General features: G+C 62.4%; 10 protein-coding genes and 1 pseudogene. 5 read left to right on the top strand and 6 right to left on the bottom strand.

The features are described 5' to 3' along the window. Nucleotides 1-82 precede the first annotated feature (82 nt). The 4 genes and pseudogenes from fdnG to JFC13_RS15125 all read left to right on the top strand — a co-directional run. Nucleotides 83-3,250, top strand: a pseudogene (gene fdnG / locus JFC13_RS15140) (formate dehydrogenase-N subunit alpha); the annotation flags it as partial. Between the two features lie 410 nt (nucleotides 3,251-3,660). Continuing rightward, entirely contained in the window at nucleotides 3,661-4,806 is a 1,146-nt protein-coding gene (locus JFC13_RS15135) for a 4Fe-4S dicluster domain-containing protein (RefSeq protein ID WP_198397905.1), read from the top strand. Next, on the top strand, nucleotides 4,803-6,113 hold the full coding sequence (gene nrfD / locus JFC13_RS15130; protein ID WP_198397904.1) for an NrfD/PsrC family molybdoenzyme membrane anchor subunit: 1,311 nt from the start codon (nucleotides 4,803-4,805) through the stop codon (nucleotides 6,111-6,113). The genes JFC13_RS15135 and nrfD overlap by 4 nt, the downstream gene beginning before the upstream one ends. A 211-nt stretch (nucleotides 6,114-6,324) precedes the next feature. Beyond that, nucleotides 6,325-6,546: a hypothetical protein gene (locus JFC13_RS15125; RefSeq protein ID WP_198397903.1), complete on the top strand. Its 222-nt coding sequence runs from the start codon at nucleotides 6,325-6,327 to the stop codon at nucleotides 6,544-6,546. A 92-nt stretch (nucleotides 6,547-6,638) separates the two neighbouring features. Here the strand turns inward: JFC13_RS15125 and JFC13_RS15120 are convergent, their stop codons facing one another. Further along, nucleotides 6,639-7,244, bottom strand: a complete 606-nt coding sequence (locus tag JFC13_RS15120) for a TetR/AcrR family transcriptional regulator (RefSeq protein WP_198397902.1) — start codon at nucleotides 7,242-7,244, stop codon at nucleotides 6,639-6,641. A 140-nt stretch (nucleotides 7,245-7,384) separates the two neighbouring features. On the opposite strand from JFC13_RS15120, the gene JFC13_RS15115 reads away from it, so the two are divergent. After that, nucleotides 7,385-8,401 (top strand): alpha/beta fold hydrolase, encoded by a 1,017-nt coding sequence (locus JFC13_RS15115; RefSeq protein ID WP_198397901.1) that lies wholly within the window; start codon nucleotides 7,385-7,387, stop codon nucleotides 8,399-8,401. Here JFC13_RS15115 and JFC13_RS15110 read toward each other — a convergent pair. The 5 genes from JFC13_RS15110 to JFC13_RS15090 form a co-directional block, all read right to left on the bottom strand. Next, complete coding sequence (locus tag JFC13_RS15110; protein ID WP_198397900.1) at nucleotides 8,387-8,872, bottom strand: hypothetical protein; 486 nt, start codon at nucleotides 8,870-8,872, stop codon at nucleotides 8,387-8,389. The two genes, JFC13_RS15115 and JFC13_RS15110, sit on opposite strands and share 15 nt — an antisense overlap. A gap of 59 nt (nucleotides 8,873-8,931) precedes the next feature. Then, nucleotides 8,932-10,881: a serine hydrolase domain-containing protein gene (locus JFC13_RS15105; protein ID WP_198397899.1), complete on the bottom strand. Its 1,950-nt coding sequence runs from the start codon at nucleotides 10,879-10,881 to the stop codon at nucleotides 8,932-8,934. Next, nucleotides 10,878-12,167: an acyltransferase family protein gene (locus JFC13_RS15100; RefSeq protein ID WP_198397898.1), complete on the bottom strand. Its 1,290-nt coding sequence runs from the start codon at nucleotides 12,165-12,167 to the stop codon at nucleotides 10,878-10,880. The genes JFC13_RS15105 and JFC13_RS15100 overlap by 4 nt, the downstream gene beginning before the upstream one ends. Before the next feature lie 731 nt (nucleotides 12,168-12,898). Beyond that, a complete protein-coding gene (locus JFC13_RS15095) occupies nucleotides 12,899-14,548 on the bottom strand; it encodes a thiamine pyrophosphate-dependent enzyme (RefSeq protein ID WP_198397897.1) in 1,650 nt (549 codons plus the stop codon). A 72-nt stretch (nucleotides 14,549-14,620) separates the two neighbouring features. Then, nucleotides 14,621-15,544, bottom strand: coding sequence for a LysR family transcriptional regulator (locus JFC13_RS15090; RefSeq protein ID WP_198397896.1), 924 nt, complete (start codon nucleotides 15,542-15,544; stop codon nucleotides 14,621-14,623). Nucleotides 15,545-15,555: the final 11 nt, after the last annotated feature.

Below are 15,555 nucleotides of genomic sequence, written 5' to 3'. Positions count from 1 at the left end.
CGCATCTCACCTCGTGAAACACTGCGGATGATCGTGACCGATTTGGTCACCATCGGCCACCGAGAAGGGCTAGGGTTGAGCCATGGCTCGGTTCAGTCCTCTCGAGTGGCCGGTGATCCGGCAGCTGCGATCCTCCGATGCGTCGGGGCGCGGCGAATCAGTGGTGTCCCAGAAGACGCGGGAGACCACCTCACGCAATGCCACCGCGGACAAAGTGGTGCAGTCGGTCTGCCCGTACTGCGCCGTCGGCTGTGGTCAGAAGGTCTTCGTCAAGGATGACAAGGTCATCCAGATCGAAGGCGACCCGGACTCACCGATCTCCCGCGGACGCCTCTGCCCCAAGGGCGCGGCCAGCGAACAGCTGGTCAACGCCAACGGACGCATCACCGACGTCCTCTACCGGGCTCCGAAAGCCAAGGACTGGCAGAAGCTCGATCTGGGCACCGCCCTCGATATGGTCGCCGACCGCTTCATCGAAGCCCGCCGCAATCACTGGGAGGACTTCGACGACAAGGGCCACCCTCTGCGGCGCACGATGGGGATCGCCAGCCTCGGCGGGGCGACCATCGACAACGAGGAGAACTACCTCGCGAAGAAGCTCTACACCGCGGCCGGGGCGATACAGATCGAGAACCAGGCGCGTATTTGACACTCCGCCACGGTTCCCAGTTTGGGAACCTCGTTCGGGCGAGGCGGCGCCACACAACCCGTCCAGGATATGGCGAATGCCGACTGCATCATCATCCAGGGATCCAATATGGCCGAGTGCCATCCAGTGGGCTTCCAATGGGTGACCGAGGCCAAGGCCCGGGGTGCACGCGTCATCCACGTCGATCCTCGTTTCACGCGCACCACCGCGATTGCCGATAAGCATGTCCCGATCCGGGCCGGCTCCGACATCGTGCTGCTCGGCGCGCTCATCAACCGTGTCCTGAGCGAAGGTCTGCACTTCGACGAGTACGTGCGTGCCTACACGAACGCCACGAACCTCATCAGCGAGAACTATCAGGACACGGAGGACCTGGACGGTCTGTTCTCCGGATTCGACCCAGACACGAACTCCTACGACAACTCGACCTGGTCGTATCAGACCGACGAAGCAGGTCGGGCGGTCAGGGATGAGAGCCTGAGCGACCCCAGGTCGGTGTTCCAGATTCTCAAGCGTCACTACTCCCGGTACACACCCGAGATGGTGGCCGAGAACTGCGGCATCAAACCCGCCGACTTCGAATATCTGGTCGAGTCCGTGACCCAGAACTCCGGGCGCGAACGCACCACCTGCTTTGCCTACGCGGTGGGCTGGACCCAGCACTCCTTGGGCGCGCAGTTCATCCGCACCGCCTCGATCCTCCAGCTCCTGCTGGGCAACATGGGCCGACCTGGCGGCGGCATCATGGCACTGCGCGGGCACGCCACGATCCAGGGCTCGACCGACATCCCGACCCTGTTCAACCTGCTGCCCGGCTACCTGCCGATGCCCAGTGCCGGAGTTCACGAGACCTTCGACGACTACGTCGCCGCCGTCGGCACCCCGGAGACCCACAAGGGCTATTGGGCCAACGGGCGCAGCTACGCCACCAACCTGCTCAAGGCGTGGTGGGGCGACGCGGCGACGAAGGAGAACAACTTCGCCTACGACTATCTGCCGAAGATCAACGGCGCCCACGGCACCTATCAGACGCAGGTCCGCATGCTCAATGACGGTGTCGACGGCTACTTCCTGCTGGGCCAGAACCCGGCCGTGGGATCAGCCAACGGTCGGATGCAGCGCATGGCGATGAGCCACCTCAAGTGGATGGTGGTCCGCGACTTCCGGCTCATTGAGTCCGCCACCTGGTGGAAGGACGGTCCGGAGATCGCCAGCGGTGAGCTCACAACCGAGGATATCGAGACCGAGATGTTCTTCATGCCCGCCGCCAACCACACGGAGAAGGCCGGCACCTTCACGCAGACGCAGCGCCTCGTGCAGTGGCGGCACAAGGCCGTCAACCCGCCCGGTGACGCACAGAGCGAACTCGACTTCTTCTTCGAACTCGGTCAGCGAGTGCGCGAGAAGCTGAAGGACTCGACCGACCCTCGGGACCGTCCGCTCCTCGACATGACCTGGGACTACCCGGTCGACGAGGAGGGCGAGGTCGACGCCGAATCCGTGCTGGCCGAGATCAACGGCTACTACGTCGGCGGAGAGAAGGACGGCCAGCCGCTCGACAACTTCAACCAGATGACCGACGACGGCACCACCGCGGGCGGCTGTTGGATCTACGCGGGCATCTACGCCGGCGGGCAGAACATGGCCGCCCGGCGCAAACCCCGCACCGAGCAGGACGAGACCGCCGCCGAATGGGCCTGGGCGTGGCCGGCGAACCGTCGCATCCTCTACAACCGCGCCTCGGCGGCACCGGATGGCACCCCCTGGTCGGAGCGGAAGAAATTCGTCTGGTGGGACGAGGAATCCAGCAAGTGGACGGGCAAGGACGTGCCCGACTTCCCGATCGACCGCGCACCCTCGGCCCGATCGGATCAGGCCCACGGCGGACCCGCGAACCTCGACGGCGATGATCCGTTCATCATGCAGGCCGATGGCAAGGGCTGGCTGTTCGCACCCAGCGGCATGGTCGACGGACCGATGCCCACGCACTACGAACCGCAGGAATCGACGGTTGCCAACCCACTCTACGATCAGCAGAGCTCACCGACGCGCCTGGTCATGCGCCGCGAGGACAACCTGTCCGCGCCCGGTGCCGGCAATCCCGGTTCCGAGGTCTACCCCTACGTGTTCACGACCTACCGTCTGACCGAGCACCACACCGCTGGTGGCATGTCTCGGTGGCTGCCCTACCTGTCAGAACTTCAGCCCGAGATGTTCTGCGAGATCTCACCAGAGCTCGCCGCCGAGGTGGGTCTTGAGCCCTATGGGTGGGCCACTCTGGTCTCCCCGCGCGCAGCCATCGAGGCCCGCGTGCTTGTGACCAGGCGAATGACGCCGCTGACGATCGGCGGGAAGACCATCCACCAGATCGGCCTGCCTTATCACTGGGGTGTAGGTGGGGATGCCACGGTCGAAGGCGACTCTGCGAATGACCTGTTGGGTGTCACGATGGACCCCAACGTGTTCATCCAGAACAGCAAGTACGTGGCCGGAACGATCATGCCGGGCAGGCGTCCGCGCGGTCCCGAGCTCGTCGATTTCGTCGAGAAGTACCAGCGTGAGGCAGGGCTGAGCCCCGAATCGGGCAACCAGCTCGTCACCGTCTCCGAGGATGTCGTGGCCGCTTCACAGGCCACAGGCTCTGCGGCCCACACGGGCGGACACAGCCACCGCGGCGGCGACTCCGCCGTGGGTGTGAGTCCGGGCCGCACCTATGGTGCGGAGTCGAGCGATGGTGGGGAATCCTCCAGCGCCGAGGTGGCCGAGGGTTCCGGTCTCACCGACAGTGCCGATGATCGCACCGGTCGGATCGACGTGAAGCCGACCGCGAAGGGCGCGGGAAACCGCGCCGATGACGGCGACCCGACGGACGGTGATCCGGACCAGGGATATGTCGGTTCGGATGCGGACAGCGTCGAGACGGGCAACCTCGGCGAGGGGACGCATACATCTGAGGGCGAGCCCACCGGCGACGATACGGTGGACAATAGAGGAAACGACGAGGAGGACTGATGTCGACGACTGTCGAGGATGACGCTGTTGCTGACGGGCACTGGCATGGTTCCGCGCACGAGCGCAAAGGGTTCTTCACCGATACGTCGATCTGCATAGGCTGCAAGGCCTGCGAGGTCGCCTGCAAGGAGTGGAACAACAATCCGCAGGACGGGACGTTCGAACTCCTCGGCTCCTCCTACGACAACACGGGCAGCCTCGGCGCCAACACGTGGCGACACGTCGCCTTCATCGAACAGGACTCGGAGCGGATCGAAGCCGCCCGCGAATCCGGACGCAAGCTCGTCAACCTCGGCATGCCGACGATCCGTCCCCGTTCGAACGAGTCCGCGGGTGATCAGCCTTTGGACGGAGCCCTCGGTGCCGCAGAGTCCGGGTCCAACGGGGCCGGCGCCTCGGGTGGCGGTCTGCCGTCGACACCGCCGATGGGCATCGACCTGCTGGCCCCCGGCGCCTTGGACCCCAGCGACCCGGAGGACATCGCCAAGCTCGACACGACGCCCCCGGACACCGCGGACTTCCGCTGGCTGATGTCTTCGGACGTGTGCAAGCACTGCACCCACGCGGGCTGCCTCGACGTCTGCCCCACCGGCGCGCTGTTCCGCACGGAATTCGACACCGTCGTCGTGCAGAACGACGTCTGCAACGGCTGCGGAACCTGTGTGGCCGGCTGCCCCTTCGGCGTCATCGAACGTCGTGATGACGGCACGATCAACACTCCCACCGACCGTGATCGCAGTGCCTCGGACATGGATGTGCCGGATAAGAACACGGCCAACAAATGCACGCTCTGTTACGACCGTCTCCTCGAAGGACAGGAACCGGCGTGCGCGCAGACCTGTCCGACGGAATCGATCAAATTCGGCGATCATGACGACATGGTCGACAAGGCCCACACTCGGGTCGCCGACCTCCACGCAAAGGGCATGACCGAGGCGCGTCTCTACGGGGCCAACCCGAACGATGGCGTCGGCGGCATAGGCTCCGTGTTCCTCATCCTCGACGAACCCGAGGTCTATGGCCTGCCGCCGGACCCGAGGGTGCCGACGAAGGATCTGCCGCAGATGTATGCCACTGCTGGCATGGCGGCGCTGGGCATGGTCGCTGCCGCCGGACTCGCGTTCCTCGGGAGCCGCCGTCCATGAGCACATCCGAATACGACTCCTACCGCCCACCTGAGCCGGAAGGCGGACGGAAGAAACGGCGCCGAGGCGGTCGTCCTGGCGGCCCGGGCGGTCGTGACGGCGGCGGACGTGGTGGTCCGGGCGGTCGTGACGGCGGCGGACGTGGTGGTCCGGGTGGCCAGGGGTGGAAGAATCGTGGGTCAGACGGCAATCGTGAGATGCCGATGGTCGAGGACGTCGAATTCTCCTCCTACTACGGCAGGCCGATCGTCAAAGCCCCACCGTGGGGCGACGAGATCTCGCTCTACCTCTTCCTCGGCGGACTTGCCGGAGGCTCGAGCCTCTTGGGGCTCGGCGCACAGTTCAGCGACCGTCCGGGGCTCCGGATTGCGACACGGCTGACAGCGATCACCGCGACGGCCGTCGGGGGAGGCGCACTCGTGGCCGACCTCGGCCGGCCCGAACGCTTCCTCAACATGATGCGCGTGTTCAAGGTCAGCTCACCGATGAGCCTGGGCACCTGGATCCTGTCCGCGTTCGGCGTCGGCTCGGGCGTGCTGACCGCCATCGAGGTCGATCGGCTGACCGGAATGCGACTGCCGCTTGGCCCCCTACGCGGGCTGCTGCACGCAATGGAGACCCCGGCCGCGCTCGAATCCGCCCTCTTCGCCACACCTTTGGCCGCCTACACCGGGGCACTCCTCGGTGATACCGCGGTCCCCACCTGGAACGCCGCCGGCCGTAATGGTCTGTCCTACGTGTTCGTGTCCTCGGCCGCAATGGCTGCCGGAGGCACTGCGATGGCGCTGGCTCCCGTGCGCGAGACCGGGCCCGCTCGTCTGCTTGCACTGGCGGGTACCGCCGGCGAGGTCGTCGCGATGAGTCAGATGAAGAAGGGCATGCACCCCGCCGAGGTGGATCCGCTGGAAGCCGGCGAACCGGGCCGCAAACTCCACCGGTCCGAACAGTTGCTCATCGCCGGTGCCGCCGGTGCGGCCGCCGTCGAGGTGGGGGCACGGGTGTTCGCAAAGAAGCTGGGTCGCGGGACCAGCGCTGGTGTCGGCTCGCGGTCGCTGACTTTCGGTGCGGGTCGCTCAGGCTCTGGCGCTGAGAAGCGGGGTTGGAAGACTCGGGCTGCATTGCGGGCACTCTCCGTCGTCAGCGGTGCGGCATTGGCAGCCGCCTCGGCGTACACCCGTTTCGGGGTCCTCGAGGCTGGCATCGAATCTACGAAGGACCCACGCCACGTCGTCGATCCGCAGCGCGCTCGCCTGGAAGAACGTCGCGCCCGCGGCATCGTCGATGACTCGATCACCACCGGCAGTTAGATGTACAGGGGTCTGTGGAATCGAGCATCACCTCCCAGTAATCCCAGCTCCTACCACTGACTCCGCCGTGCACCGCCGACTCCACCCTGCACCGCCAGCCTCAAATCCACCCGCTGCAACGGTTGCTGATGCAGCTGGCAGTGAGGGGTGCGTGCCATATAGCGTCAAGCCCAGTTGCGAGAAACTGCTCTAGCAGTAGGGTGGATGGTCTATGAAGGACTCGTTGCTCACTGATCGGCGCAGTCTGAAAGAGGCTGCCATTGTGGCCATGCTCTTTCCCTGCGTCTATATCGGAATGGACCTCATTGGCTGGGGCAATCACATGTTCTCGTGGTGGCAGGCGTTGCTCGTGGCGCCAGTGGTGGGATTCTTCTACTGGCTCTTCTTGAGCGGATTCAGGCGCTTCGCCAACGAGGACGTCACGCCCTCCTGAATCTGCTGCTTCCCGAGAGACTCCAAGCGTCAAACCGCCCCCGAATCGGCGGAGGTTCGCAAGAGTGGGGGCAGCGCGATGAGGGCTGAGGATCAGTCATTCTTGCGACGTGAAGCCAATTCTCGAAGATGGCTGACGATGATACCTCGAGCCTGGTCCGCATCCATCTCGGTGGGTTGCCATACCAGGTGAGCGGCTAGACCATCGAGAAGAGCGTGGAGGGCAGTCACTTCTCCTTGGATCTCTGCTTCAGGTTTCGGGTTTTGGCCATGATCGATGAGGTAGATAATTCTGCGGCAACCATTGCGGACGCGGGTGAAGACGTCGTGGCGGGCATCCCGCAGCATGGGATCTGAACCGGATGCCGCGAACAGGGCGAGATAGACCTCCATTTCGATCACTCGTTCTTCGTCTATCGGCAGCAGCTCGACGACGATATCTTCGGCCGATTGGAGACCCGTGCCCCGCAGAGTCAGGGCCTCGACGCGGGCATCTGCTCGGTCGATGACCAGCTTCATCGCGAAGGCCAAAAGCTGTGACTGGGAAGCGAATACGTGGCGCAGGGAACCAGGCGACAGACCGGCTTCGGCGGCTACTGAGCGCACCGATGCTGCGCCGACCCCGTCGCGAAGGATGACGCGCCAGGCGGCAGATGCGATCTCTTCACGTCTTTCCCCGTGGTCGATGAGCTTGGGCATGATCAGACTCCTCATAGTGGTCGACGGCCGGAAGGCTCGGGACTTGAGCCACGACGACGCGCGCGGGTAGAGTTCAGATTATAAAAGTACAATTGTACTATCAAGTTTCTGATTGCTGGATGCCCACGGGGAGAGCTCAGATGGTGGAACCGATTGAGGGAACTGCGATTCGAAGGCCGATTCTGATCCCGACCGGACTGGCTATCGCGGGAGCCGTGTTCGTCGCGGGAATGGCGACCGGGGCGTTCTTGCGAAGGCGCCCGCGCATCGGTCACTTCACCTCGGGCGCGGCCAAAGGCCGCTACATGGATGCCTACTCCCGAGCAATGGAGGAGATGCCAGCCGATCCGCAGACCTTCGACATACGCACAGAATTCGGCGTCGTGAGGGTCTACAAGTACCGGGGGGCCGATGACAATGCGACACCGGTCCTCCTGCTTCCAGGTCGTGCGGCGGCCAGTCCGATGTGGGCCGGTGACCTTCCATGGTTGTTGGCTGTCCGTTCGGTCTACGTCCTCGATCTGCTGGGAGAACCAGGAATGAGCGTCCAGGACCGGCCGATGGAGACGTCGGTCGACCAGGCCACATGGCTGCACGAAGTGCTCGAACAGCTGCCCGAACCCGAGGTGCACGTGCTCGGACTCTCGTTCGGTGGCTGGGTCGCCTGCAATCTGGCGATCCATTTCCCGAAGAAGATCTCCTCGGTCGTTCTCCTCGAGCCGGTCTTCACGTTCGCCGGAATCAGCGCCGAGGTGATGGTCCGCTCGATTCCTGCGACGATCCGCTGGTTGCCGAAACGTTGGCGAGAGCAATTCACGAGTTGGACTGCGGGTGGTGCCGACGTCGAGGACGTGCCCGTGGCCCGGGTGATCGAGGCGGGTCTGCAGACATATTCCTTGAAGCTGCCCTACCCCCAGCGTTTCACCGAAGAGCAGTTGCAGAGTGTGGACCGTCCGATGTTGGTCGTGCTGGGAGGACGGTCGGGTATGCACGACTCCTACGTGGCCGCTGCGACCGCGCGCCGAGTGCTGCGCCGAGGTGAGGTGGAAGTCTTCGCGGATGCTTCCCATGCGGTCAATGGGGATGCTACTGAAGAACTCGCTGCGAGAGTAACTCGTTTCCTGCAGGAGAATCCTGATCCCTCAGCGGCTCGGTGACCGCTGAAAGCCTGATTGGCGGGCGGTGAAGAAACGCCGCGTGGACGGCGGGATCCAGAGCAGGCCGATCATGATCACATGCAGGATGTCGGTCGGAATCACGGCCCACAGGAACATTCCGCCCTTCGACGCCGAGTACAGACTGAAATAGGTGGCGATCACCAGATAGGCGGTGAGGGTGATCCTGGCCCACTGTCGCCCCCGCAGGACCCTGGGTGTCAGCCAGATCAACAGTACGACATCGACCAAATGAAGGACCACGGTATAGATCAGGGACGCGATCAGTGCCCACTCCAACCATTTGGGACTGATCTCAGCATCCGTGTCGTTTCTGATGGCTGTCCGGAGGCCGTCCAAATCAGCCAGCATGGCGACCGGCAGAGCGACCAGAAGGACAATGCTCGCCGCGACCCCGACCAGCAGCAGTCGCAGCGATCGGGGTGGTCGCGGCGCGGTGGTGTTTCGAGTCATGCCGATTCTCTCCTCGTGAGACTTCAGTGTTGGTTCGGCTGAGAAAGCAGTGGCATCGATCAGACCGTGATCGTCAGCGGAACGCCGATGAGTCGGTAGTACACAGCGATGGCGACGATGACGATCGCCGAGATTGCGACCAGGGAATAGATCAACCGTCCCCAGATCCCCCACCACCGGTGGATCCACGCAAGAACTGTGAACACCACCATGGCCACGGTGATTGCACCCATGACCGACATCGTATTCAGGGCGATCGACAGAGTGGGGCTCCCTGTGAACGGGAGCTCTGTCAGGCGATTGGCATCGGAACTCACGAGGGCGAAGCCGACCCCGAATGCGGTGAAGCACAACCCTGCGGCCCACGCGAGCAGGTTCGCGGTTCGGGCGCCCACGGTTCCAGGTTCCTCTCGCGATCCGGCTCGGCCGACAATTGCGCGTACCGGCAGGAACACGAAGGCCGCGAGCAGCACCAAGCCAGCTATGCCCATCATGATGAGGTGGAGGAACGGTGATGCGTACCAGGGGACGGGAGAGAACGAGTCGTTGGGTATCTGACTCGTCACCATATCGCCGGAGTCGGTGAATGCGAGAGTCGCCTCACCGTCGGATGATCTGAATTGCGCCGAGGAGGTCTGCACCCATGTCTGCTCGGAAACATCAGGATTCTCCGATAGTCCGACGGTGGTGAGCTTCCCGGGCGAGTCGGTCTCGACCGTGATCGGACTGGTCAGGGTGCCGACTTTCGTGAATGTGGTCTTGGAAGCGCGGGCGGGCCGGTATATGCCATCGAAGACGGATGCGTCGGCACTCGATGCAGGCTCCTTAGCGCTCGCCTCGGCGGTATTTTCCTCGCTGGGGAACTGCTGGTCGATAATCGACCTGACGAGCTCCTTGCCACCCCAGAACGCTGCCTGGTTGGTGCCGTCGCCGTTATATGCGACGTGGATTCCGATGTCGTGTTCCGGCAGCAGCGCCAAGTTGTGGTGTGTGCCCGGCTGGTCACCGTCCTTCGTCACCACCTTCTGGCCGTTCATCGGTCGATGCTCAAAGGCGAACCCCATTCCCGGCATGCGCGGATCAACGGTGAACTGCTGCTGTTGCATCGTCGTGGGCACATCGGTTCCCAGCGGTGAGTCCTCACTCAGCATCGCCGTCATGAAACGCCCCATGTCGGCTCCGGTGGTGATGACGTCCGGCCCGGCAGGAGATGCGGGACTGAGCTGCGCGCCGGTCTGCTCCTGACCGCCCCCGGACGGTCGATATCCGGGAGTCAGCGAAGCGACAGCACTGTCGGGATGGGGTTGGCCGACGGTGGTGTCCGACATGCCTGCGGGAGTGAGTACGTCCTCCTTGATGTAATCGGAGTACTCCTGTCCGGAGGCAATCTCGACCAGACGACCGGCCAGGACGAAATCGAAGTTGTTGTAGGCAATCAGCTCTCCGGGCGGGCGGACCCGCGGGGGCATCGCCAGACCCGCGAACTCCTCGAGAGTCGGCAGCTCGTCCTCACTCCACTGTGACCACCCGTAAACGTCGTAGTCGAACCCCGAGGTGTAGGTCAGCAGATCGCGGAGAGTGATCGGCTGGCCGGGGAAGGTATTCGGGATATCAACCGAGTCCAGATAGGCATTGATGTCGGTATCGAGGTCGAGTTTCCCTTTTTCGACCAGTTGGAGAGCTGCGGTGGCTGTGAGGAGTTTGGCCTCCGAACCCGTGTAGATTCCGGTGGACTGTGCATCCATCGGTTCACCGGTCTTCGGCTCGGCATCTCCGTATCCCTGGGAATGCACTGTCTTGCCGTCTGCGACGACTGTGACGACGGCCCCGGGGATGTCTCCGTCCTCGAGTTGCCTGGGGACCATTTCGTCGATGATGGTCCCGACGTCACTTAGGTCCGCGGGAGTCTGCGGCTGTTCTTCAGCCAAAGCGACTGTCGGCGCGCCCACGATGAGAAGAACGATGAGACCGCCGATCAGGGGAGCCAGGCGCCAGCGCCTCGCGATCATCGACGGGCCGCCAGCGAACTCGAGGCAGTTGAAGCGAGAGGATTCCACCGAAACGGGTGGCGGCGGCCGTTGAGCCACTTCCCCAGCCATGTCGACCTCACCAGGAAGTGATAGCTGACGAGCAGAATGGCAAAGGTGACCGTGAGCGTGAACAACAACTTGACGATGATGGGTAAAGGCGATCCGGCGACCAGGACTTCGCAGGCGAGCAGAATCGGCATATGGATCAGATACATCCAATAGGAGGCATCCGCGAGATAGCGCATCGCTGGCCGTTCCCGGGTGAGGAAGCGTGTGCATAGCCCGAGAAGTGCGTAGGTCCAAGCCCAACCGGCCAGTGCGGTCAGCGCTGCGGCAACGATCGTGGGGCGGTGGCTCGGCAGATCGGGAGCAGCGGCGATGGTGAGCAGCACCGCAGCGACCAGATGGACGAGCCACCGATTCCCCAGTTGGACGAGGGCGTCGCGGTGGGCGAAGAGCATCCATCCCACGACAAAGGCGCCGAGGTAGGGGATCAGCGAGGACAGCTCCGGAACCACGGTGAGCGGTTCTCTGATCCCGCTGAGGCTTTTGCCCTGAATGAGCAGCCCGACCAGGTAGGAGAGGGCCGCGATTGGCATGCCTGCAGGTGAGGCCAGCCACCGTCCGGCCGTGGCACCGGCCCGTGCAAGAGCTTCGGCACCGAACACGCGGATCAGAATCGCACGCACCGCCACGATGATCACGACGCACTGCATCAGAGTCAACAGGAACCACAGGAACGAGGGACTGAAGATCAGCAGCAGACCGACGTCATCGGCAGATGCACTGGGGTCGGGCAAATTGCGGCGGGCCGCATCGAGGGGGACGAGGGTTGCCATCGGCAGAATCACTGCCAGCGGCCAGAACGCGAAAATGGGTGTGAGGATTCGGACGAGCCGATCCCGTACATAGGATCGAGTACCTCGGCGGCGCAGGACCAGATTCCCGAAGTATCCGGCCAGGAGCATGAAGAGGGTCATGCGAAACAGGTGAATGACGTAGACGGCTGTGTCTGCGTAAGCCGTGCTGCGCGCATCCGCGATGAGCCAGCCGCCGCCGGTGTGGAAGGACATGAGTGCGTGGAGCAGGATGCCGAGCAGTAGGGCACCACCACGCAGGGCGTCGAGGCCGTGGAGCCGAAATTTTCCGGACTCGCGGCTGTCGTGCCCGCTTTTGGGCGGAGGGCGGGGAGCGGGACCGGACTGAGCGACTGCAGAGGACCCAAGGGTGGGATCACCCTTATGGTAGTACGACTGTGATTCCATACAGAGGAGAATAACAACTGGTCCGCTGTGATCTCAATGGTCCGACGAGACTCACTTTGCGTGCACGCAAAATTGTTGAGTCTGATCGCCTTCCGTACGGTTAGGGCGACAATGTGTTTCCCGGGACTCGCGGGAGCACTGAGAACACAGATGGAAGGCCAACGGTGGCGCCATGGAAGAGACGATCATGATCATCGCCGAGAGCCAGTGATTGTATGCAATGCCCGGAGGTAGACGTAGGCAGATTTTTGAAGAAATGGAGTGGTGGGACCCTGCTGATAGCTATGGCGACAAAAAGATTCAGGGTCCCTGGATCGTGGTGCAGGAACTCACGACTCCATCACGACTTCAGGTCTCTGTCGCACAGCTTTATCTACCTCTGCCTTGGCTCAACGCCATCAGCCAACGCCACACCGGCAGGTATCTCACCATCTGCGCACGATCACTGACGAGGATCGTTCCTGCACGGCCTGAGAGCAACACGGACTCGTCCGGCCCATTAGAATGCGCAAACTCATGCATCCACCTGGCAGGCCGAACGCATTGACTTTGGCAATCCGGGGCCGCACCTATGTGTATCCCGAGTGCTGGCAACGCTGGGGGTCAATCAGCGGACAATTCCTGTGCCGGGCGATCGAAGCTCTCGCGCACCGCAGGCCTGTCGCGCAAGTGGCCCATGATCTTGACACCTCACGGGCCACTCGTCAGCGGAGTACAAACGCCTAAGAAATTCAGGGCAAAAGCACATCAGAATCCACGATTAGATGAATGAGAACCGGGCCCCTATTTCGGGCCACATAGTCGACAGCAACTGGAATGACCTCGGACAGTTGGTCGTCGTCGTTGACTTCAAATCCGAGGCCATTGACAGCCTCGACGTACCGAGTGAAGCGCGGATTGACAATCTGTGTGCCAGACACACGCCCAGGGTGCCACTGCTCTTGATGGGAACGAATCGTACCGAACTGCCCGTTGTCCATAACAATAATTAGCGGACTCAACCCCTGTTGGGCTACAGTGGCGAGTTCATTCGCATTCATCATGAACTCCCCATCGCCACAGATCGCCACGGCCTGACATTCGGGGTCAGCTAGCCCGACGGCAAGGGCGGCAGGTATCGAGTATCCCATTGACCCGTTGCGCACCGACAGCAGTGATCCATAGTGATGAGTGTCAAAGAAGGGTGCTGCCCAGGCCGTATGATTGCCCGCACCCAAAGCGAGTGCAATCTTTTTGACCCCCGCATTGTCGTTGAGCTCGGTCGACAGTGCAGTCATTGCGCGCGTCATTGAGACTCGTCCGACACGTGATGGAGGTGGAGTTCTCACCGCGTCGTCCAGATAGGCCTGGCGCAGACTCATAAACCACGATGACCTTGCGTTCGAAAGCGTGACGTTCAAGCGATCCAGGCACTCGACGAAGGTGGATGGGTTCAGGGGAACGTGCGCGCTCACAGCGGCCCCATGGCCGAGGAGTTCACGATCGGCATTGATGACAACCGTCGTCTGCGCAGGGTCCTGACGCAGGGTGTAGCCGTCGGTGTTGACGTCGCCGAGCACTGTGCCGACGACGACGACAAGGTCGGCCTGATCGAGCGCTCGGGCCACTGAATCCGACCGCCCATAGCCAAGCGACCCGACATAGCTCGACGAGTCGGAATCGATGAGGCCTTCACCACGCCATTCGACCGCAGCTGGAATATTGTGCATTTCCAGCCAAGACCTTAGTTCTTGACAGCCCATCTGAGTCCAGGAGCTGCCACCGAGAACGAACAGCGGACGCTCTGCATCGTTCAGTCGTGCACTGAGCTCAGTGATGACGTCGTCGGCGAGTGAGTCCAGCGCTGCTGGTATGGGAGGAGAGATCGATTCACCAGCAGGGTCTCTGAGAACGTCTTCTGGAAGTCCGACGACAACAGGACCGGGACGACCTGACTGAGAGATGCTGATTGCTTTCGCAACAATTGCTGAAGCCTGTTTTGCTTCCTCGAGGACGAATACTGCTTTGGTCGTCGATCCGAACCAAGCCTGGATGTCGAATTCCTGGAACGACTCTCTGCCTCTGTCTGCTATCGGAATCAGGCCGATGAACAGGATCATCGCCGTGGCATCTTGGTAGGCCGCATGGATGCCGACCATCGCATTTGCGGCACCTGGCCCGCGTGTCACCATGGCGATTCCAGGTAGAGTGCCGAGCTTTCCGGTCGCCTCTGCAGCATAGCTGGCACCACCTTCGTGGCGGCAGACGACGTTATTGATCGATGAGTCGCAGAGGCCGTCGAGAACTTCGAGGAAGCTCTCTCCCGGGACCGAGAAAACGGTGTTGATGCCGTGGGCTGCGAGAGTACGAACAACAGCATGGCCGGCGGTTACTTCTGACAAGTCTGCTCCTGAGCGTTGACCTAATGAGTTCTTTCCATCGTCTTGGCAGCGACCACGGAAATCCAATGCCTCTTATTGACAGCTCGTATGCCCTTCCGGCATGACGTTGGCCATGAGTTGGGGATATCGCGTGTTGATGAATTCTTGAGCTCTGCGGACGAGTGCAGTGATGGTCTCGCTGGCGAAGTGCTCGGGGCGCCAAGCGGAAAAGAGAGTGATCGACAGAGACCTCCCGTTGGCGGTGATCGGCAACGAATGCATGCCTGTCGGAGCGGGTTCGGTGCTGATCCCGATTCCATGGCCGCTGGCGGCAAGTCCGAGCAGGGAGGCGCCGTCATCACATTCGGCGGTGATTCCGGGACGCAGGTCGTGTGCGACCACCGCAGCATCGAATTGTCGTCGGCTCACGCTCGAGGCAGAAGGGACGACAAGGTCGAAGCGACACAGATCAGCTATGTCGATTTCAGTCATACCCGGACGTACAGCCGGGTGGTGCTGGGGGAAGCAAGCTCTGATCTGCATGGCAGCGATGGCGATGCTGCGTAGGGCGCGTGTCGGTGGGACAGGCGATATGATGAGGTCAGCACCTCGATCGAGCATCTGCTCGAGAGCGTAATGTTCGGCCGTGTGAACGACGAGAGCAGGATCTTCAGGCGTGGTGGAGGCAATGAAATCAGCGAGGAATCCGCGCGCTGATGACACCGTCGTACCGATGGTCAGCACGTCGACTCGGCCGGTCCGCAAGGCAGCTGCAGCTTGTTTGGTGCTCTCGACCTTGGCGAGGAGCTCACGGGCCAGGGTCGCGAACTGTCTGCCGGCGGAAGTGAGAACAAGCCTGTTGCCTTCGATGATGAACAGTTTGAGCTTGAGTTCACGCTCGAGGGTCTTGATCTGTCGACTCATCGCCGGTTGGGCGATGTGCATCTGGGCGGCCGCGTGCGTGATTGTTCCAGTTTCGACGACACTGAGGAAGTATCGCAGACGGGTGATGTTCATCGTCTCATCAC

Origin of the sequence: Brevibacterium antiquum, assembly GCF_016107655.1 — a bacterium.
Classification (GTDB): Bacteria; Actinomycetota; Actinomycetes; order Actinomycetales; family Brevibacteriaceae; genus Brevibacterium; species Brevibacterium antiquum.
The sequence above is the reverse complement of the archived record's forward strand: the minus strand, read 5'-3'. Positions and strand labels throughout refer to the sequence as shown.

Excerpts from the sequence above, each read along its gene's own strand:
- JFC13_RS15120 (WP_198397902.1), bottom strand. The coding sequence starts at position 7,244 with ATGCCCAAGCTCATCGACCACGGGGAAAGACGTGAAGAGATCGCATCT.
- JFC13_RS15125 (WP_198397903.1), top strand. The coding sequence starts at position 6,325 with ATGAAGGACTCGTTGCTCACTGATCGGCGCAGTCTGAAAGAGGCTGCC.
- JFC13_RS15115 (WP_198397901.1), top strand. The coding sequence starts at position 7,385 with ATGGTGGAACCGATTGAGGGAACTGCGATTCGAAGGCCGATTCTGATC.
- JFC13_RS15135 (WP_198397905.1), top strand. The coding sequence starts at position 3,661 with ATGTCGACGACTGTCGAGGATGACGCTGTTGCTGACGGGCACTGGCAT.
- JFC13_RS15110 (WP_198397900.1), bottom strand. The coding sequence starts at position 8,872 with ATGACTCGAAACACCACCGCGCCGCGACCACCCCGATCGCTGCGACTG.
- nrfD (WP_198397904.1), top strand. The coding sequence starts at position 4,803 with ATGAGCACATCCGAATACGACTCCTACCGCCCACCTGAGCCGGAAGGC.
- JFC13_RS15090 (WP_198397896.1), bottom strand. The coding sequence starts at position 15,544 with ATGAACATCACCCGTCTGCGATACTTCCTCAGTGTCGTCGAAACTGGA.
- JFC13_RS15100 (WP_198397898.1), bottom strand. The coding sequence starts at position 12,167 with ATGGAATCACAGTCGTACTACCATAAGGGTGATCCCACCCTTGGGTCC.
- JFC13_RS15105 (WP_198397899.1), bottom strand. The coding sequence starts at position 10,881 with ATGATCGCGAGGCGCTGGCGCCTGGCTCCCCTGATCGGCGGTCTCATC.